The organism is Neobacillus sp. OS1-32 (genome assembly GCF_030915425.1).
GTDB classification, from domain to species: domain Bacteria; phylum Bacillota; class Bacilli; order Bacillales; family Cytobacillaceae; genus Neobacillus; species Neobacillus paridis.
Window position 1 is genome coordinate 4,048,863 of sequence record NZ_CP133263.1, and the last position, 17,864, is coordinate 4,066,726.

Annotated in this window: 11 protein-coding genes, 1 other RNA gene and 1 pseudogene; 12 read left to right on the forward strand and 1 reads right to left on the reverse strand. The window is 41.9% G+C overall.

Annotated elements, in window-relative coordinates:
- The first annotated feature begins 123 nt into the window (after positions 1–123).
- The 9 genes from pgk (at position 124) to ssrA (ending at position 10,142) form a co-directional block, all read left to right on the forward strand.
- Positions 124–1,311, forward strand: a complete 1,188-nt coding sequence (pgk, locus tag RCG24_RS19810) for a phosphoglycerate kinase (RefSeq protein ID WP_202656203.1) — start codon at positions 124–126, stop codon at positions 1,309–1,311.
- A gap of 154 nt (positions 1,312–1,465) precedes the next feature.
- On the forward strand, positions 1,466–2,227 hold the full coding sequence (gene tpiA / locus RCG24_RS19815) for a triose-phosphate isomerase (RefSeq protein WP_202656202.1): 762 nt from the start codon (positions 1,466–1,468) through the stop codon (positions 2,225–2,227).
- On the forward strand, positions 2,220–3,752 hold the full coding sequence (gpmI, locus tag RCG24_RS19820) for a 2,3-bisphosphoglycerate-independent phosphoglycerate mutase (RefSeq protein ID WP_202656201.1): 1,533 nt from the start codon (positions 2,220–2,222) through the stop codon (positions 3,750–3,752). The genes tpiA and gpmI overlap by 8 nt, the downstream gene beginning before the upstream one ends.
- A gap of 43 nt (positions 3,753–3,795) precedes the next feature.
- Positions 3,796–5,094: a phosphopyruvate hydratase gene (gene eno, locus RCG24_RS19825; protein WP_202656200.1), complete on the forward strand. Its 1,299-nt coding sequence runs from the start codon at positions 3,796–3,798 to the stop codon at positions 5,092–5,094.
- Positions 5,095–5,248: 154 nt separating this feature from the next.
- Complete coding sequence (gene secG / locus RCG24_RS19830; protein WP_202656199.1) at positions 5,249–5,482, forward strand: preprotein translocase subunit SecG; 234 nt, start codon at positions 5,249–5,251, stop codon at positions 5,480–5,482.
- Between the two features lie 142 nt (positions 5,483–5,624).
- The gene (locus RCG24_RS19835; RefSeq protein WP_308077845.1) at positions 5,625–6,371 is read left to right on the forward strand and encodes an alpha/beta hydrolase; all 747 of its coding nucleotides are present in this window, start codon (positions 5,625–5,627) and stop codon (positions 6,369–6,371) included.
- 29 nt (positions 6,372–6,400) lie between these two features.
- On the forward strand, positions 6,401–8,740 hold the full coding sequence (gene rnr / locus RCG24_RS19840; RefSeq protein ID WP_308077846.1) for a ribonuclease R: 2,340 nt from the start codon (positions 6,401–6,403) through the stop codon (positions 8,738–8,740).
- Positions 8,741–9,170: 430 nt separating this feature from the next.
- Positions 9,171–9,638 carry an SsrA-binding protein SmpB gene (gene smpB / locus RCG24_RS19845; RefSeq protein ID WP_202656196.1) on the forward strand — a complete coding sequence of 156 codons (468 nt, stop codon included), beginning with the start codon at positions 9,171–9,173 and terminating at the stop codon, positions 9,636–9,638.
- A gap of 144 nt (positions 9,639–9,782) precedes the next feature.
- Positions 9,783–10,142, forward strand: a transfer-messenger RNA (tmRNA) gene (gene ssrA, locus RCG24_RS19850).
- Between the two features lie 468 nt (positions 10,143–10,610).
- On the opposite strand, the pseudogene RCG24_RS19855 reads toward ssrA, so the two are convergent.
- Positions 10,611–11,966, reverse strand: a pseudogene (locus RCG24_RS19855) (IS1182 family transposase).
- Positions 11,967–13,002: 1,036 nt separating this feature from the next.
- On the opposite strand from RCG24_RS19855, the gene RCG24_RS19860 reads away from it, so the two are divergent.
- The 3 genes from RCG24_RS19860 to RCG24_RS19870 all read left to right on the forward strand — a co-directional run bounded on the left by RCG24_RS19860 (position 13,003) and on the right by RCG24_RS19870 (position 17,606).
- Positions 13,003–13,851, forward strand: a complete 849-nt coding sequence (locus RCG24_RS19860) for a sialate O-acetylesterase (protein ID WP_202656194.1) — start codon at positions 13,003–13,005, stop codon at positions 13,849–13,851.
- A gap of 300 nt (positions 13,852–14,151) precedes the next feature.
- Positions 14,152–15,468 carry an IS1380 family transposase gene (locus RCG24_RS19865; RefSeq protein WP_308077847.1) on the forward strand — a complete coding sequence of 439 codons (1,317 nt, stop codon included), beginning with the start codon at positions 14,152–14,154 and terminating at the stop codon, positions 15,466–15,468.
- A 782-nt stretch (positions 15,469–16,250) separates the two neighbouring features.
- Entirely contained in the window at positions 16,251–17,606 is a 1,356-nt protein-coding gene (locus tag RCG24_RS19870; RefSeq protein WP_308077848.1) for an RNA-guided endonuclease TnpB family protein, read from the forward strand.
- Positions 17,607–17,864: the final 258 nt, after the last annotated feature.

A 17,864-nucleotide genomic window follows, 5' to 3' on the forward strand; every position in this document is an offset into this window, starting at 1 on the left:
GGGAGCGGGGAGTTTGCTTTAACGAGCCCCCGCTCCTTTTTATGTAAATGGCGCCTTTTTGACCGGTAACCATTTTTCAAAAGGCGTTTGTACAAAAAGCCAAATACATAGGAGGTCTTTTTGATGAACAAGAAAACGGTAAAAGATGTCGATCTCAAAGGAAAACGGGTTTTTTGCCGGGTCGACTTCAACGTGCCAATGCAAGATGGGAAAATTACCGATGAAACCCGGATTCGTGCAGCTTTACCAACGATTCAGTATTTGGTAGAACAAGGTGCCAAAGTGATTTTAGCGAGCCATCTTGGTCGTCCAAAGGGTAAAGTGGTGGAGGAAATGCGTTTGACTCCGGTAGCGGTTCGACTATCCGAGCTTCTAGGGCAAGAGGTGAAAAAAGCAGATGAAGCTTGCGGCGATTCTGTCAAAGCCATGATTGCCACGATGAACGATGGCGACGTATTGCTGCTTGAAAACGTGCGTTTTTATCCTGGCGAGGAAAAGAATGATCCTGATCTTGCCAAAGCTTTTGCCGAGCTGGCCGACCTTTATGTTAACGATGCTTTTGGTGCGGCACACCGGGCTCATGCCTCAACAGAAGGGATTGCCCACTATCTGCCGGCTGTCAGCGGCTTTTTAATGCAAAAAGAACTTGATGTCCTCGGTAAGGCACTGTCCAATCCGGAACGTCCATTTACCGCAATCATTGGCGGGGCCAAGGTAAAAGACAAAATTGGAGTCATTGAGAACTTGCTTGAATTAGTCGACAATCTCATTATTGGCGGCGGCCTTGCCTATACGTTCGTTAAGGCACAAGGCCACGAAATCGGCCAATCACTGCTTGAAGAAGACAAAATTGACCTAGCTAAGTCGTTTATGGAAAAGGCAAAGGAAAAAGGTGTACATTTCTATATGCCAGTTGATGCGGTAGTTGCTGATGAATTTTCAGCAGATGCTAACACCAAGGTAGTTGCCATTGAAGATATTCCTGCTGACTGGCAGGCGCTTGATATCGGTCCAAAGACAGCGTCCATTTATCGTGATGTCATTGAAAAATCGAAGCTTGTCATATGGAATGGACCAATGGGTGTGTTTGAAATGGACAAATTTGCCGGCGGTACGAAAGCAGTTGCTGAAGCACTTGCAGAGGCTAAAGATACCTATTCCGTCATTGGCGGCGGTGACTCTGCAGCCGCAGTTGAAAAATTTGGCTTAGCCGATAAAATGAGCCACATCTCAACAGGCGGCGGTGCGTCCTTAGAGTTTATGGAAGGAAAAGCACTGCCAGGCGTCGTTGCATTGAATGACAAGGAATAAGTTGTTATTTCTAATGGTGGATATCTACTTGAAATGTGGTCATATTGATTTCAGGTGAAATCTACATTTCTTAAGTAGATTCCAACACAAATTATGACGATATCTACCCATTTTACTTTTTTACAACCAAAGAATAAGAAGGGGATGTACCAGCATGCGGAAACCGATTATTGCAGGTAACTGGAAAATGCATAAGACACTTTCTGAAGCAAAAAGCTTTACTGAGGAAGTAAAAGATCAAGTACCAGCTTCAGAAGAGATGGATTCAGTCATTTGCGCCCCAGCATTATTTTTACAAAGCCTTGTGGAAGCAGCCAAAGGGACTAGAGTAAAAATTGGAGCACAAAACATGCACTTTGAAGAAAGCGGTGCGTTCACCGGAGAAATCAGCCCGAAAGCACTAGCTGATCTTGGCGTTGAGTACGTTATTATCGGCCATTCGGAACGCCGGGAAATGTTTAATGAAACCGATGAATCAGTCAACAAAAAGGTTCATGCTGCGTTTAAATACAATTTAACACCAATTGTTTGCTGCGGCGAAACATTGGCCCAGCGAGAACACGGTGAAACAATGGATTTTGTTGGCGGTCAAATCCAAAAGGCATTAGCCGGATTAACCGCTGAACAAGTGAAACAAACAGTCATTGCGTACGAGCCAATCTGGGCGATTGGAACGGGTAAATCGTCTACTTCTACCGATGCCAATGAAGTTTGCGCCCATATTCGCAAGACCATTGCCGAACAATTTACCCAAGATGTAGCTGATGAAGTCCGGATTCAATATGGCGGCAGTGTAAAGCCAGGTAATATAAAGGAATATATGGCTGAGTCTGACATTGATGGTGCGTTAGTTGGCGGGGCCAGCCTCGAACCACAATCATTTTTACAATTATTGGAGGCAGGCAAACATGAGTAAAGCTCCTGTAGCCCTTATTATCTTAGATGGTTTTGGTTGTCGGAATGAAGTGAAAGGAAATGCCGTTGCTCAAGCCAAGAAACCCAACTTTGATCGGCTTTGGAACACCTATCCGCATTCTCATTTAGGAGCAAGCGGTGAATCTGTTGGTCTTCCAGATGGACAAATGGGCAACTCCGAAGTCGGCCACTTAAATATCGGTGCCGGCCGGATTGTTTATCAAAGTTTAACCCGGGTTAACATAGCCATCCGCGAGCATGAATTTGAGAAAAATGAAACGTTCCTTGGCGCTATGGAGCATGTGAAGAAATACGGTACCAGCCTCCATTTATTTGGATTGCTTTCTGACGGCGGCGTGCACAGCCATATTGACCATATGTTTGCTCTCTTAAGGTTGGCAAAACAAGAAGGCGTCGAAAAGGTGTATGTCCATGCCTTCCTTGACGGTCGTGACGTTGGCCCGCAAACGGCAAAGACCTATATTCAGGAAACGCTGGATAAAATGAAGGAATATGGAGTTGGTGAATTCGCCACCATTTCCGGTCGCTATTATTCAATGGATCGTGACAAGCGCTGGGAGCGTGTGGAAAAATCCTACCGGGCTATGGTTTATGGCGAAGGTCCAACCTACACCAATCCAATAGAGCTTGTAGATGATTCTTATGCTCACGGAATTTTTGATGAGTTCGTGATTCCATCTGTAATGGTGAAAGAAGACGGTTCACCTGTCGCCACCATTCAAGATCATGATGCCGTGATTTTCTATAACTTCCGTCCGGACCGGGCGATTCAAATTTCTAATACCTTTACGAACAAAGATTTCCGTTCGTTTGACCGTGGACCCAAGCATCCACATGATTTATATTTCGTCTGTTTAACTCACTTCAGTGAAACAGTCGATGGCTATGTTGCCTTCAAACCAACCAATCTTGACAATACCTTAGGGGAAGTCCTGTCACAGCATCATTTGAAGCAGCTGCGGATTGCCGAAACGGAAAAATATCCGCACGTCACTTATTTTATGAGCGGCGGCCGCGAGGAAAAATTCCCTGGTGAAGAACGGATATTAATTAACTCACCGAAGGTTGCAACCTATGACCTGAAACCGGAAATGAGTGCTTACGAAGTAACCGATGCGTTGCTGAAAGAAATCCAGGATGATAAATTTGATGCGATTATTCTAAATTACGCAAACCCTGATATGGTGGGCCACTCAGGGATGCTGGAACCAACGATTAAAGCAGTGGAAACGGTCGACGAATGTCTCGGGAAAGTGATCGATTTAATCCTTGAAAAAGGCGGCGCTGCCATTATCACAGCCGACCATGGAAATGCTGAAGAAGTGGTTACCCTTGAAGGCAAACCGATGACGTCGCACACAACCAATATTGTCCCGGTCATTGTCACCAAGAAGGGGATTGAGTTACGCGACGACGGGATTCTTGGGGATCTGGCACCAACGATGCTCGATCTGTTAAATATTGAAAAACCTGCCGAAATGACAGGAACATCGATCATAAAGTAAATCTGTTGCTGTGTAAAATTATATTTTATAAGGAGAGATTGACATGCCATTTATTACTGAAGTTTATGCACGTGAAGTTTTGGATTCCCGCGGTAACCCTACAGTGGAAGTTGAAGTTTATACTGAATCCGGTGCTTTTGGCCGCGCCCTGGTACCTAGCGGTGCTTCTACCGGAGAATACGAAGCCGTGGAACTGCGCGACGGCGACAAGAGCCGCTACCTTGGCAAGGGCGTTCTCAAGGCTGTTGAAAATGTAAATGATATTATTGCACCAGCGCTGATCAGCGAAGAGTTCAGTGTTCTTGACCAAGTGGGTGTTGACCAAGCCTTAATCGAATTAGATGGAACGGAAAATAAAGGTAAATTAGGTGCAAACGCCATTCTTGGTGTGTCTATGGCTGTAGCCCGTGCTGCTGCTGACTACCTTGGTGTTCCTTTATACCAATATCTTGGCGGCTTCAATGCCAAACAGCTTCCAGTACCAATGATGAACATCTTAAATGGCGGCGCTCACGCTGACAACAACGTTGACATTCAAGAATTCATGATCATGCCTGTTGGTGCTCCTAACTTTAGAGAAGCACTTCGCATGGGCGCAGAAATTTTCCATAACTTAAAAACCGTCTTAAAAGGTAAAGGCTACAACACGGCGGTTGGTGACGAGGGCGGCTTTGCGCCAAACTTAAAATCAAACGAAGAAGCGCTGCAAACGATTATTGAGGCAATTGAAAAAGCCGGCTACAAGCCTGGTGAAGAAGTCATGCTGGCCATGGACGTTGCTTCATCTGAAATCTATAGTAAGGAAGATGGAAAATACCATCTTGAAGGCGAAGGTAAAGTGAAAACGTCTGAAGAAATGGTTGATTGGTATGAGGAACTATGCTCTAAATACCCAATTATCTCCATTGAAGACGGTCTTGATGAAAACGACTGGAACGGCTTCAAGCTGTTAACGGAACGCCTTGGCAAAAAAGTTCAATTAGTTGGTGACGACCTATTCGTAACCAATACGAAGAAGCTTGCGGAAGGAATTGAAAAAGGCATTGCCAACTCCATCCTGATCAAGGTAAACCAAATCGGTACTTTAACGGAAACTTTCGATGCGATTGAAATGGCAAAACGTGCTGGCTACACAGCCGTTGTCTCCCACCGTTCCGGTGAAACAGAAGACAGCACGATCGCGGACATTGCCGTTGCAACGAATGCCGGTCAAATCAAAACAGGTGCGCCATCCCGTACCGACCGGATTGCTAAGTATAACCAACTGCTTCGCATCGAAGATTTATTAGGCGAAACAGCACAGTTTAATGGGATTAAATCTTTCTATAACTTGAATAAGTAATCTCATTACAGACCAAGGCAGCCATTTCAATCATGGCTGTCTTTCTATGTAAATCGCACCTATAACCGAGCACCCGGATAACAGGTATTGTGAAATGGCCGCTAATGTGGTAAATTTAAAATACTGTGAAGTACGTCTACAGGAGGTTACCTTCATGCATACATTTTTTGTCGTCTTATTAGTGATCGTAAGTATCGCCCTTATCGCTGTTGTTTTACTACAATCGGGCAAAAGCGCTGGTTTGTCCGGTGCCATTTCCGGCGGTGCGGAATCCCTTTTCGGTAAGCAAAAGGCACGAGGAATTGATTTAATCCTGCACCGGATTACCGTTGTTTTATCCGTCCTATTCTTTTTACTTACACTTGCCGTTACTTACTTTAAAATCTAATAGGAAACGATCAAAACCCGGTCACTGTAACCGGGTTTTTTGCTATGTTGGGGAATCATAAGTCTTTTTTCTGGATTGTTATAAGCGGCTGTGCTTAAACTAAAGAATAGTGAGACTTTATTGCATCGAAGGAGTTTTTTATATGAAATTGACAATGCCAAAACCATTTACCTTTGAGAGCGGAAAACGAGCGGTTCTGTTGCTGCATGGCTTTACCGGAAATTCAGCCGATGTCCGGATGCTTGGGCGCTACCTTGAAAAAAGGGGCTATACCTGCCATGCCCCGCATTACAAAGGTCATGGGGTGCCGCCGGAGGAACTCGTCCACACTGGTCCGGAAGATTGGTGGCAGGACGTGATGAACGGATATCATTTTTTAAAAAATAGTGGTCATAAGGAAATCGCTGTGGCAGGACTTTCCTTAGGTGGCGTATTTTCCTTGAAATTAGGTTACACTGTACCTATAAAAGGAATTGTACCGATGTGTGCACCTATGTATATCAAAAGCGAACAGGTCATGTACGAAGGCGTTCTTGAATACGCCCGGGAATTTAAAAAGCGGGAAGGAAAATCGGAAGAGCAAATCGAATTGGAAATGAATGAGTTTAAAAAAACGCCAATGAACACATTAAAGGCGTTGCAAGAGCTCATTGCCGATGTCAGGGAAAATGTTGATACAATTTTTGCCCCTACATTCGTTGTTCAGGCCCGACATGACAAGATGATTAATACCGAGAGTGCCAATATTATTTATGAAAATATTATGTCACCGATTAAACAAATCAAGTGGTACGAAGAATCGGGTCATGTGATTACGCTAGATAAGGAACGCGACAAGTTGCATGAGGATGTATATGACTTTTTAGAAAGCCTGGTTTGGCACGATTAAAATTCCAATTTAAAGGAGGGATTGCCGTCATGGAAGATAACATAAAAAAACAGATCGACCGGTTGCTGCAATATATGAAAGAAGAAACCTATAAACCGCTCACGGTTCAAGAACTGGAATCCGCTTTTGGAATCCAGGATTCAAGTGATTTCAAGGATTTTGTCAAAGCATTGGTCAAAATGGAGGAAAAGGGATTAGTGGTCCGTACCCGTGCCAATCGCTACGGTCTCCCGGAAAAAATGAACCTTGTTCGCGGTAAGCTGACAGGCCACGCCAAAGGGTTTGCCTTTGTGGTGCCTGATGAGCCAGGGATGGATGATATTTTTATCCCGCCAACCGAAACCCATAATGCGATGCACGGTGACACCGTATTAGTCCGCGTCTCCTCTGCAAGCTCCGGACAGCGCCGTGAAGGCAGCATCATCCGGATTATCGAACGCGGTGTCGAGCAAATTGTCGGGACTTACGTGGAAAGCAAAAATTTTGGTTTTGTTATTCCCGATGATAAAAAATTTGCCAATGATATTTTTATCCCAAAGGAGGCCTCCAAAGGGGCGGTTGAAGGACATAAGGTTGTTGTTAAGCTGACCACATATCCCGAAGGAAGAAAAAGTGCCGAGGGGGAAGTCGTGACGATTCTGGGGCATAAAAACGATCCCGGCGTAGACATTCTCTCCATCATACATAAACATGGACTGCCGATTGCTTTTCCGGATGAAGTCTTGCAGCAGGCCAATGCGGTGCCTGACACCATTGATGAGAGTGAACTGGTGAATCGCCGCGATCTTCGCGGGGAGACGATTGTCACGATCGATGGGGCCGATGCGAAGGACCTTGATGATGCGGTGACAGTGACCAGATTAGCGAACGGCAACTACAAGCTAGGTGTGCATATTGCCGATGTCAGCTATTATGTGAAGGAAGGATCGCCCATCGACCGGGAGGCAGCCGAGAGGGCAACGAGTGTGTATTTGGTTGATCGTGTCATTCCGATGATTCCGCATCGCCTGTCCAATGGGATTTGTTCGTTAAATCCACGGGCGGACCGGCTGGTGTTGTCCTGTGAGATGGAAATTGACGGGGAAGGCCATGTGGTTTCCCATGAAATTTTTCAAAGTGTGATCAAAACAACCGAGCGGATGACGTACCATGATGTGAACCGAATCCTTGTCGATCAGGACGAGGAAACACGAGCCCGCTATGAGACCCTCGTGCCGATGTTTGAATTAATGGAGGAGCTGGCGGCGATTCTTCGTGAAAAAAGAATGAAACGCGGTGCCATCGATTTTGATTTCAAAGAGTCAAAGGTTTTGGTTGATGAAAATGGCAAGCCGACCGATGTTGTCTTACGCGAACGTTCCGTGGCAGAGCGGCTGATTGAGGAATTCATGCTCGCTGCCAACGAGACCGTCGCCGAGCATTTTCATTGGCTCGATGTTCCGTTCATTTACCGGATTCACGAGGATCCGAAGGAAGACAAGCTGCGCAAGTTTTTCGAGTTTATCACCAACTTCGGCTATATTGTCAAAGGAACCGCGAATCAAGTTCATCCTAGGGCACTGCAGGAAATCATTGAAGAGGTTCAAGGGAAGCCTGAGGAAATGGTCGTGTCAACCGTAATGCTGCGCTCGATGCAACAGGCAAAATATGATCCGGAATGCCTCGGGCACTTCGGATTATCAACACAGTTTTACACTCATTTTACATCGCCAATCCGCCGCTATCCGGATACGATCGTTCATCGTCTAATTCGTACTTATTTAATTGAAGGAAAGCTTGATGAAGCGACCCGGGAAAAATGGAATGCCCAGCTGCCCGAGATTGCCGAGCATTCTTCAAAAATGGAGCGGCGCGCGGTTGATGCTGAGCGGGATACGGATGAATTGAAGAAAGCCGAGTATATGGAGGATAAGATTGGCGAAGAGTATGACGGCATCATTAGTTCGGTCACCAATTTCGGGATGTTTGTTGAACTGGGGAATACGATTGAAGGTCTTGTTCATGTCAGCTATATGACCGACGACTATTATCGTTTTGATGAACGCCATTACGCGATGATTGGCGAGCGCACGGGGAATGTCTACCGGATTGGCGATGAAATCACCGTCCGCGTGGTTAAAGTAAATAAGGACGAGCACTCGATTGATTTTGAAATCGTTGGCATGAAAGGTACGCGCCGCCGCGAACGTTCGGAAGCGCCAAAAGTGTTTAAAACCGGCAGTGGGACCCACAAACCACGCCGTAATAAACAGGATGGGAAAAATCAAAAGACTGCTGTGGCTGGAGAAGGGAAAAAGCCGAAAAAGAAACGGAAATTTTACGAAAACGTCCCGGTCTCCAAAAGCACCAAACGGAAAAAGAAAAGATAAACCTGGTCTATGTACCCCCAACAAGGACGAAAAAAGCAGATCAAGGTCACGTAGAAGATGTCTACGTGACCTTATGCTTGGCAGCACAACAAATTCGGGCAACTAGAGTCATTCTAGTTGCCCGAATGAATGGGGCTTCATACATTTCAGGCAGTTAGAACCAGTCTAGTTGCCCGAACGCGTGGGATCACATACACTTCAGGCAGTTAGAACCAGTCTAGTTGCCCGAACGCGTGGGATTTCATACATTTCGGGCAGTTAGAACCATGCTAGTTGCCCGAACGCATGGGATTTCATACATTTCGGGCAGTTAGAGTCATTCTATTTGGTCAAAAACTCGGCAGGGACCGGGACAAATGCCAAAACAGCTAAGAATTGTGGAGGGCAAGCATTTTTGTTAAAATAAAGGCCTAAAGAGGAGGTGAAATAAATGCCAAGAGGAGAAGGAAAGACTGTCGCGCAAAATAAAAAAGCGTATCATGACTATTTTATCGAAGAAACGTATGAGGCCGGAATCGTTCTGCAAGGGACTGAAATTAAGTCGATTCGCGCCGGTCGCGTGAATTTAAAGGATGCTTATGTAAGGATTCAAAACGGCGAAGCGGTGATTTTTGGGATGCATATCAGCCCGTACGAACAGGGAAACCGCTATAACCATGATCCACTGCGGACACGTAAGCTGCTGCTTCATAAGCGCGAAATTAACAAGCTATATGGTGAAGCCAAGGAAACAGGTTATGCCTTAATTCCCTTGAAACTATATTTAAAAAATGGTTTTTGCAAGGTTCTCATTGGACTTGCCAAAGGTAAGAAGAACTACGATAAACGGGAAGACTTAAAGCGCAAAGAAGCGAAACGCGAAATTGAACGTGCCTTCCGGGAGCGTCAAAAAATGTAATCTGGTACGTCTTACAAATACTTACAATTGAAAAATTCATTGAGTATGTTATAATAAATATGTCGTTGAGATAGCGATAAAAACTTTTGCTCTTACAACTTGCCAGTTTCCTAACGTTCTTGCTAGTATATAGCATTTTTATATGGGGACGCTACGGATTCGACAGGGGTAGTTCGAGCTTGAGTTGCGAGTCGAGGGGATCGGCCTCGTAAAAACGTCAAAGCCAATAACTGGCAAAACTAACAACAACTTCGCTTTAGCTGCCTAATAAGCACTAAGCGGTTCGCCCCTCCATCGCCTGTGTGGTAGGGTAGCGGACTCAACTTTAGCAGGCTACGCCGGATTCCACCGCCTGAGGATGAAGGAAGAGAACAACCAGGCTAGCTGACCGGACGCCTGTCGATAGGCAAAAGGCTCAGCGAATCGCCAATATATCGACTACACTCGTAGAAACTTAAGTGCCGATATCTTTGGACGTGGGTTCGATTCCCACCGTCTCCACCAAATACATATTTGGTGGTTTTTTATTTATTATGTGACGTAAAGCATAAAATTTCCGTTTGGAAACTTTATGCTTTATTTTTTTTTAGGAAATTTTATGCTTGATTTTTTGCATGAATTGATAAGTTTATTACGTTTTAAAATGATAAATGAATCAATTTCATAAATCCCTATTTTAAAGAAACACAGACCTACAGAATATTGGTTGTAAAAAAATTTTTTTGTTTTACTTCATCAACATTGTGTTGATTTCCGTTTCAGGCGGACGCTTTCCGCGGGCGGGCCGTGAGCCTCCTCGTCACTTCGCTCCTGCGGGGTCTCACCAGGCCACGCTTTTCCCGCAGGACACTGAATTACTTCTTGAACAGCCCACGCACGAAGGAAATGCCTTAGCATTTTCGAGGAGTCGCCGCCTTCCACTCCAATCAACAGGTTTGGAAATGAAAACAACTATTATATACTGCCTAGATTTTAAGCAACTTGTTGTTGATTTAACGATGCATTGATACGATCTACAGCTAATTTTGAAGCATTATAAACTAAGGTTACGAGGTCAAAATGAACCTTGGCACGTTTTCCGGTACGATAACGGACATTGTCTAATTGAAAGTATAACTTGAGATAAGCATTCACCCGTTCCACTGCGGTACGGCGTTTAAAGATGGTTTTCCAAGCTTTAGAGCCTCGGGCTGGTGCGGTATATTTCCGAAGATCTGTCGTGATTTTCACTTTATAGATCTTTTGACAAATACCTTCATTTGCCAAAGGACAATCTTTACATTCCTTTGGGCGTGTATATTTAAGCGTTTCGTATTTTTGATCAAAACTATCATATCGGTAGGAGTGTTCACGAAAACAAGTCGGAGCGAAATGTTTATCAAACCCTTCGGGTTCAGGTTCATTACGCTTATTATAGGCAATAACCGATTGTTGACCCATTTTGTGTATCTGTTCATAAATCGGTTCATAGTCATAACCAGCATCCATCGTTTGATAACGTAAAGTTGAAAGTTGAACACGCTCATGGATTCCTTTTAACAAAGGGATCGCTGCCTTTCCGTCATTCAAATTTCCGGAAGAAAAGAGAGATTGAAGAATATATTGGCTTTTTGTTCCCACCGCTAAATGCGCCTTATAGCCATACCAAAAAACATTCTTTCCTTCGCTGTTTTTCTTCACACCCCACTCCGGATTTTGAGGAATTTCAGCACGAAGTTGATCTAACGGAACGTTTAATTGGTTTTCTATCTTCTTTTCAAAAATAGGTAGGTTGGCTTCGCGTTCAGCTTTTTCAATTAATCATTGTTCTCTTTCTTCTTTTGATTTTCGCCCACGTTTCTTGGGTTCGGTTTTTGATTTTTCTCCCTTTGGAGGTGCTTGATCCTTGGCTTCAAAGTGTGTGGCATCTATAGCCACCGTATCATCGGTGATAAACCCTTCTGTCATGGCTTGATATAGAATCGTTTCTTTAACCTCTTCAAGAACATTAGATTCGCTAAGAATGGTCACCATTCTTGAATAAGCTGCTTCAGATGGGACAGTATCAGATACTAAAAAGCCGCAGTCTAGTCGGAATATCATGTCGTTTTTTAATCGTTTTACCAAATCTTTAATAAATGGAATTCGTTCCGTTAATCGAGCAACTAAAGAGTAAATCATCGCTGCATAATTCAGATCGACAGGCCTACCAAAACGAGATTTCTTCGTTACCACAGCGAAGATGGGCTCAATGTCGATAGCTGAAAAAACAGCTTCAAAACGATGGGTAGGTTCTAAATCATATAATTCTTGTAGCCCAAACAGGCTTCCTTGCCTTATAATAGTCATAGGGAGTCTTCCTCCAGTCTTATAAGTTTGTGTCGTGCTTACTTATTTCGACATTTTGGGGAGGTACTCCTTTTTTTAGTGTTTAAAAGCCTTGAGCCCGTAGGGCTCATAATTATGAAATTGATTCAATTGAAAAAAATATGATAATTTAAGGAAGAATATTTTATTATCTTTAGGGTATGAAATGTAATTTTTGAATATTTATTTTAAAAAATCCCCTACTGTTATTTATGTGAATACAGGTGTTGGGGATTTTGTTTATTTAATGGAAATTTTGCCAATTTTAAAGGAAGGATCTTTATTAAAAAAGGTCATAAATCCGGAGAAATTACGATAAACCATAAAATTCCCTAGATCAAAAAAATAAAGCATAAAGTTTCATAGAACAAAAATATAAAGCATAAAGCTTCCCAAAGTTATACATATACTGATGAATAACTTAATTTTTGGGAGTTAGCAAAATTGATTTAGATTTTCTGAAAGCCAAGTGGCTCTAAGCGTGGAAGGTTTATGCTTTATTTGGTGGAAAAGTAATGGTTTATGTCACAATTATTGTCTTACCCTATTGGGTAAGTGGATTGAAATCACCATATGTAAGGTGGATAACAAGACTAGCAGTATTGTGACAGGAACCATAAAATTTCCGTTTGGGAACTTTATGGTTCCTATTTATTATGTTATATTTTTGGGCGATTACCATTTTTAGATCATACAATCAAAGATAATTTAAGGTTGCTATTACAACAAGAATATGCTGGTAGCTTAAAAATGATTGCTCAACTATAGTTTGTTTAAAATCATCTCTATTCTCTAAAGATTTTTAGAGAATGGAGATGATTTTTTTATTAGAGAGTCGCTAATTCTTATAGAAGTAAAGGAGGTAAGTTAGTGGAAGAGTCCAAGATATACATATACAATCGGGCCATTTAGTTGAATAAAGACAAAATCGACTTGACTAAAAAAGTCTAATTAAGCTATACTCTTAATCCCGTTTAGTCTAATTAGACCTATGTAAACAAAGAAAGAAGGTTTTTCTATGAAATCTATATTATTAATCGGACAATCAAATATGGCAGGTAGAGGATTTATTGAGGATGTAGCGCCGATTTATAATGAGCATATAAATGTGTTGCGAAACGGTAGATGGCAAATGATGGCAGAGCCGCTTAATTTTGATCGCCACGTATCTGGTGTTGGGCCAGCAGCCTCTTTTGCTCAGGCTTGGACGGAGGATCATCCGGGTGAGTCCATTGGGTTGATCCCATGTGCTGAAGGAGGAAGCTCTATTGATGAGTGGACAATTGATGGACTATTAACAAGACATGCGATTTCTGAAGCAAAATTCGCGATGGAAACAAGTGAAATCGTGGGAATTCTGTGGCATCAAGGAGAAAGCGACAGTTACGGGGAACGTTATAAGACGTATGAAGAAAAGTTGCTTTCATTATTTAAACATTTGAGAGAAGAATTGAATGCACCAGATATCCCGATTATTATCGGTGAGTTGGGACATTATCTTGGAAAAGTCGGATTTGGAAAAAGCGCAGTAGAATATAAACAAATCAACCAGATATTATCTAAAGTTGCTCATACCGAAAAAAATTGCTATTTTGTAACATCAAAAGGCTTAACAGCAAATCCAGATGGCATTCATATTAATGCTATCTCCCAAAGAAAATTTGGATTAAGATACTATGAAGCTTTTTCAAAACAAAAGCATGTTTTAGATATTTTAGACATAGAGGATGAATGGATTGAAAAGGTAGCAAAACGTGACCTAACTAAAAATGAACGTATATTTGTTCAAAGTACGAAATTTGCTTTAGGACAATTGAGTTTTGGGGAGTTTTCTATTAATATCTCCAATATTAATGAAAGTAGGTAAAACAAAATTGTTAAATAATCGGGCGCTTTCCTGTAACAAGGATGAGCGCCTGTTTTCATTTTAGGGCCATTTAATTGAATAAATTACAATGATTGTGAATGGATGAACTTAAACTGACGGGGCAGTTTAGTTCAACTAAATATTGTATCCTGAATTATTCACAGTTTTTTTGAAATAGGCTGCTTTCTCCTATTTAATCAGCTTTTCAGTCGATTTTTAATGCACTTAATAAATGAAAAAAGAATCCATTTCTGATAAGGTTAAAACAACTACGAAATAACCACAGAAAGGATTCTTATAATGGCTACTTTACCGCAATTAACCCTAAATTTCAATCGTCAAATTAAATTGTCAAATGATGGAGGTTCCCTTTCTTCTGATACCGGTGAATTCATTTTTAGAGAATTCGATGAGAAAATAGGGTTTTCAGAGACATTAACTAAATACCTACAACTAAAAGACGAAAGACTCTACTTTTTTCATTCGAATGAAAACTTGCTTCGTCAAAAGATTTATCAAATCGTTGCTGGATATTCCGAAGATGATGCAGCTGATCAATTAACGAAGGATCCCGTGTTTACGCAAATCATTGGAACAGAAGCATTAGCTTCCCAACCTAGCTTATCCCGCTTTTTTGCACGGTTTGATAAGGAATCTATTGTGCAATTAAATCAAGCTAATCAAGAACTTTTAGACAAAGTGAATCAAATTAGAGAGTCTAAGGCACTTATTATCGACTTGGATTCTACACATGCCGATACGTATGGAAAACAGGAATCCACATCTTACAATTCTCATTACGGAACAGTTGGTTTCCATCCATTGGTTGCTTTTGATGGAATAACTGGTGATTTTTTAAAAGCCCAACTAAGACCGGGAAATGTCTATACTTCCAACGGTGTCGTGGAATTTGTCAAGCCTCTTATCGAACATTATAATGAGAAATTCCCAGCGATTGTCCCATTCCTACGAGGGGATAGTGGCTTTGCTGTTCCAGCTTTGTATGATTTGTGTGAGGAAGAGTCGGTTTATTATGTGATTCGTTTAAAATCAAATGCCAATTTGCAACGTCTCGCTGATGAACTACATCCTGCCTCCATTCCAGCCGATACAACAAAACCAGAGATTTATTATGAGGAAACCGAATATCAAGCAAAATCATGGTCTAAGCCTAGAAAAGTGATCATCCAATCTGTTCGCCCCGCGGGCGAATTGTTTTTCACGAATTCATTTTTTGTAACGAACTTGATAGACGCATTTTCCTCGAAGGATATCGTGAATGCGTACAAAAAAAGAGGCACAATGGAAAACTATATCAAGGAAGCTAAGAATGGATTTGGTTTGGATAAAATGAACAGTCATTCTTTTCAAGTAAATGAATCCAAGATGATGTTGAGCTTGTTGGCATATAACCTAACAAATTGGCTTCGTACGCTTTGTTTTCCGGAGGGACAAAAAAGCATACAAATCGAAACCATTCGAACAAGACTGATAAAGGTCGCAAGTAAATTAGTGAAATCAGGACGATCGCTTTACTTTAAGTTGTCTTCCAGTTTTGTGTACCAAGAATTCTTTTGGAAAGTATTACAGAGAATTCAACTGCTAAAGCTGGAATAAAACCAGTCTTCTATCTAATGATCGGGCTGTGTTAATGGGCCATTTTGATTTTTACACACTGTTGATTGAAGTGGAGGGCGCTTGACTCCTGCGGGATGTAGAGGAAAAGTCGAGACCCCACAGGCGGAACGCCGAGGAGGCTCGACTTCCTCCCTGCGGAAAGCAAGCGCCCGGAACGGAAATCAACAGACAAATGTAATGCAGCCAATATTTAAAAACAACTTTCAAGACCAAGGGAGTAGTATGCTCAAAAACCTAACACTTTAAGACATGCCACTTAGCGATTTTCATGAATAGGTAACTTACAAATAAATTAATGGCAATTGTGCACCAAATTGAATTTCTAGATTTCTTTTTATTGACTAATGTGCAGGTATGAATAATTCAGGGTATATAATTTTGGATAATTACAATGGAATTGGGGGATTCCGGATGTTAATAAGAGAGATACAACCCGTAGATGCCGAAAATTTTATCCTTTTCGGCAAGAAGACTCCATCTGATTTCTGTTACGGGCGAAAGCCCAACAATTCAGGTGGAGATGAATTGCCGTCAGACGATAGGCTGAACTTTTTTACGAGTTTTCTATAAATTCTCTTACCTTAAAGCGAACAAATATTCGCCAATTTTTTTGTCCTATGGTATAATTAGTCGTAGATGGGAAGTGAATGAATATAATATTTTACTACAGGTGGTGCACCTATCGAAATCATTCGCCAATATATTGAGTCGCAAGGAATGAAATAATCCTATATGATTCATTGAGAAAGGTGGTGAACACCATGACTAGGAAGAACCCAGTTAAAGTATTGCGTAAACAAAAGAAAACAGAAAACATTCAACGTTTCACTCAAAAACAGAATATCGGACGTAATATCCTTACAGCTAAAGAATTTCGTCTGCTTCAACGTATGTCACATAGCTCAAAGGCATTGCGAAATGTTGGATTGTATACGATTAAACAGAGCCTCTTGAACAAGGGCAAGATGGCTACTGTAAAAGAAGTTGATGCTGCCATGAAGGCAGATGTTAATTATTGGGGCGTTCAATCAAACTCTGCTCAAGCCATTCGCCGAGCATTGTTTTCTGATGTAAAGAGCTTTTTTAAAGCATTAGAACAGTGGAAGAAAAGCCCAGAAAAATTCACTGGTCGTCCTAAGTTTCCAAAGTATTCTCGTTCTACTGAAAAACGAATCATCGAAATCTATCAAGTTCCGAAAGTTGATAACGATGGATACTGGATGATTCCAATGAATGTTGAATTTAGAAAACGGTTTGGTTCTATCAAAATCCGAATGCCTAAAAACTTGTTAAATAAAAAAATAGCCTACATTGAAATTGTACCCAAACAAAAAGGTCGGTTCTTTGAGGTGCATTACACTTATGAAATGCAAATCTCTCAAATGAAGAAGCAGCGGGCGACCACAACGAATGCTTTGAGTTGTGATTTAGGTGTAGACCGATTGCTGAGTTGTGCAACAAATAAAGGGGATACATTCTTAATGGATGGCAAAAAACTAAAATCCATCAACCAATACTTCAACAAAACGATTAGCCACCTGCAACAGAAAAATATCGACAACGGGATTTCAAAAAGGATCATGACGAACTCTATCGCAAAGCTTTGGAAAAAGCGTGAAAACCAAATCAACGGTTATATCTCGCAAACTGTAGGTTTACTGTTCAAAAAAGTAAGCGAATTCAACATTGATACGATAGTTATCGGCTATAATGCCGGATGGAAACAAGAGTCTGATATGGGTAAAAAGAACAATCAGAAGTTTGTTCAAATTCCCTTCCATAAACTGATTTCTGCCATCGAAAACAAATGTTTGAAAGAGGGTATTCGTTTTGTAAAGCAGGAGGAAAGTTACACATCAAAGGCTAGTTTCCTAGACAAAGATGCGATTCCTGTTTGGTCAAAAAATGACCCTTTCAATTACTCCTTTAGCGGCAAACGAATCCATCGTGGACTATATCGAAGTAAAACAGGACAATGTATTCATGCTGACATTAATGGCGCATTGAATATTTTGAGAAAATCTGAAGTTGTGGAAATGGGCGGATATCTCCAAGTGAACACTCCAATCAAATTAGAGGTGCAAAAACGTAAGGCTGTTGCTTTGCGCATAGCTTAGTGGGTGCGTCAACCATCCATGTGTACTCGACTTTTTGTCGGGGCTTGTATGGCTCTTTTTCGAAAGGGTGGTGCAAGTGGGAAAACGATCGTTCGTCGCCAGTACCGACCAAAAACAGTGCTTTGGGGAGTACTGAACAGTGCTTGCCACTCAGAGCGTCACTCGTCTCAGACGAAAAGACCTGAGTGGCTAACTCAAGCCCCCACTGAAACAGGCACCATAAGGTTCTCAGTGGGGGTACGTTGACTTTGACACCAA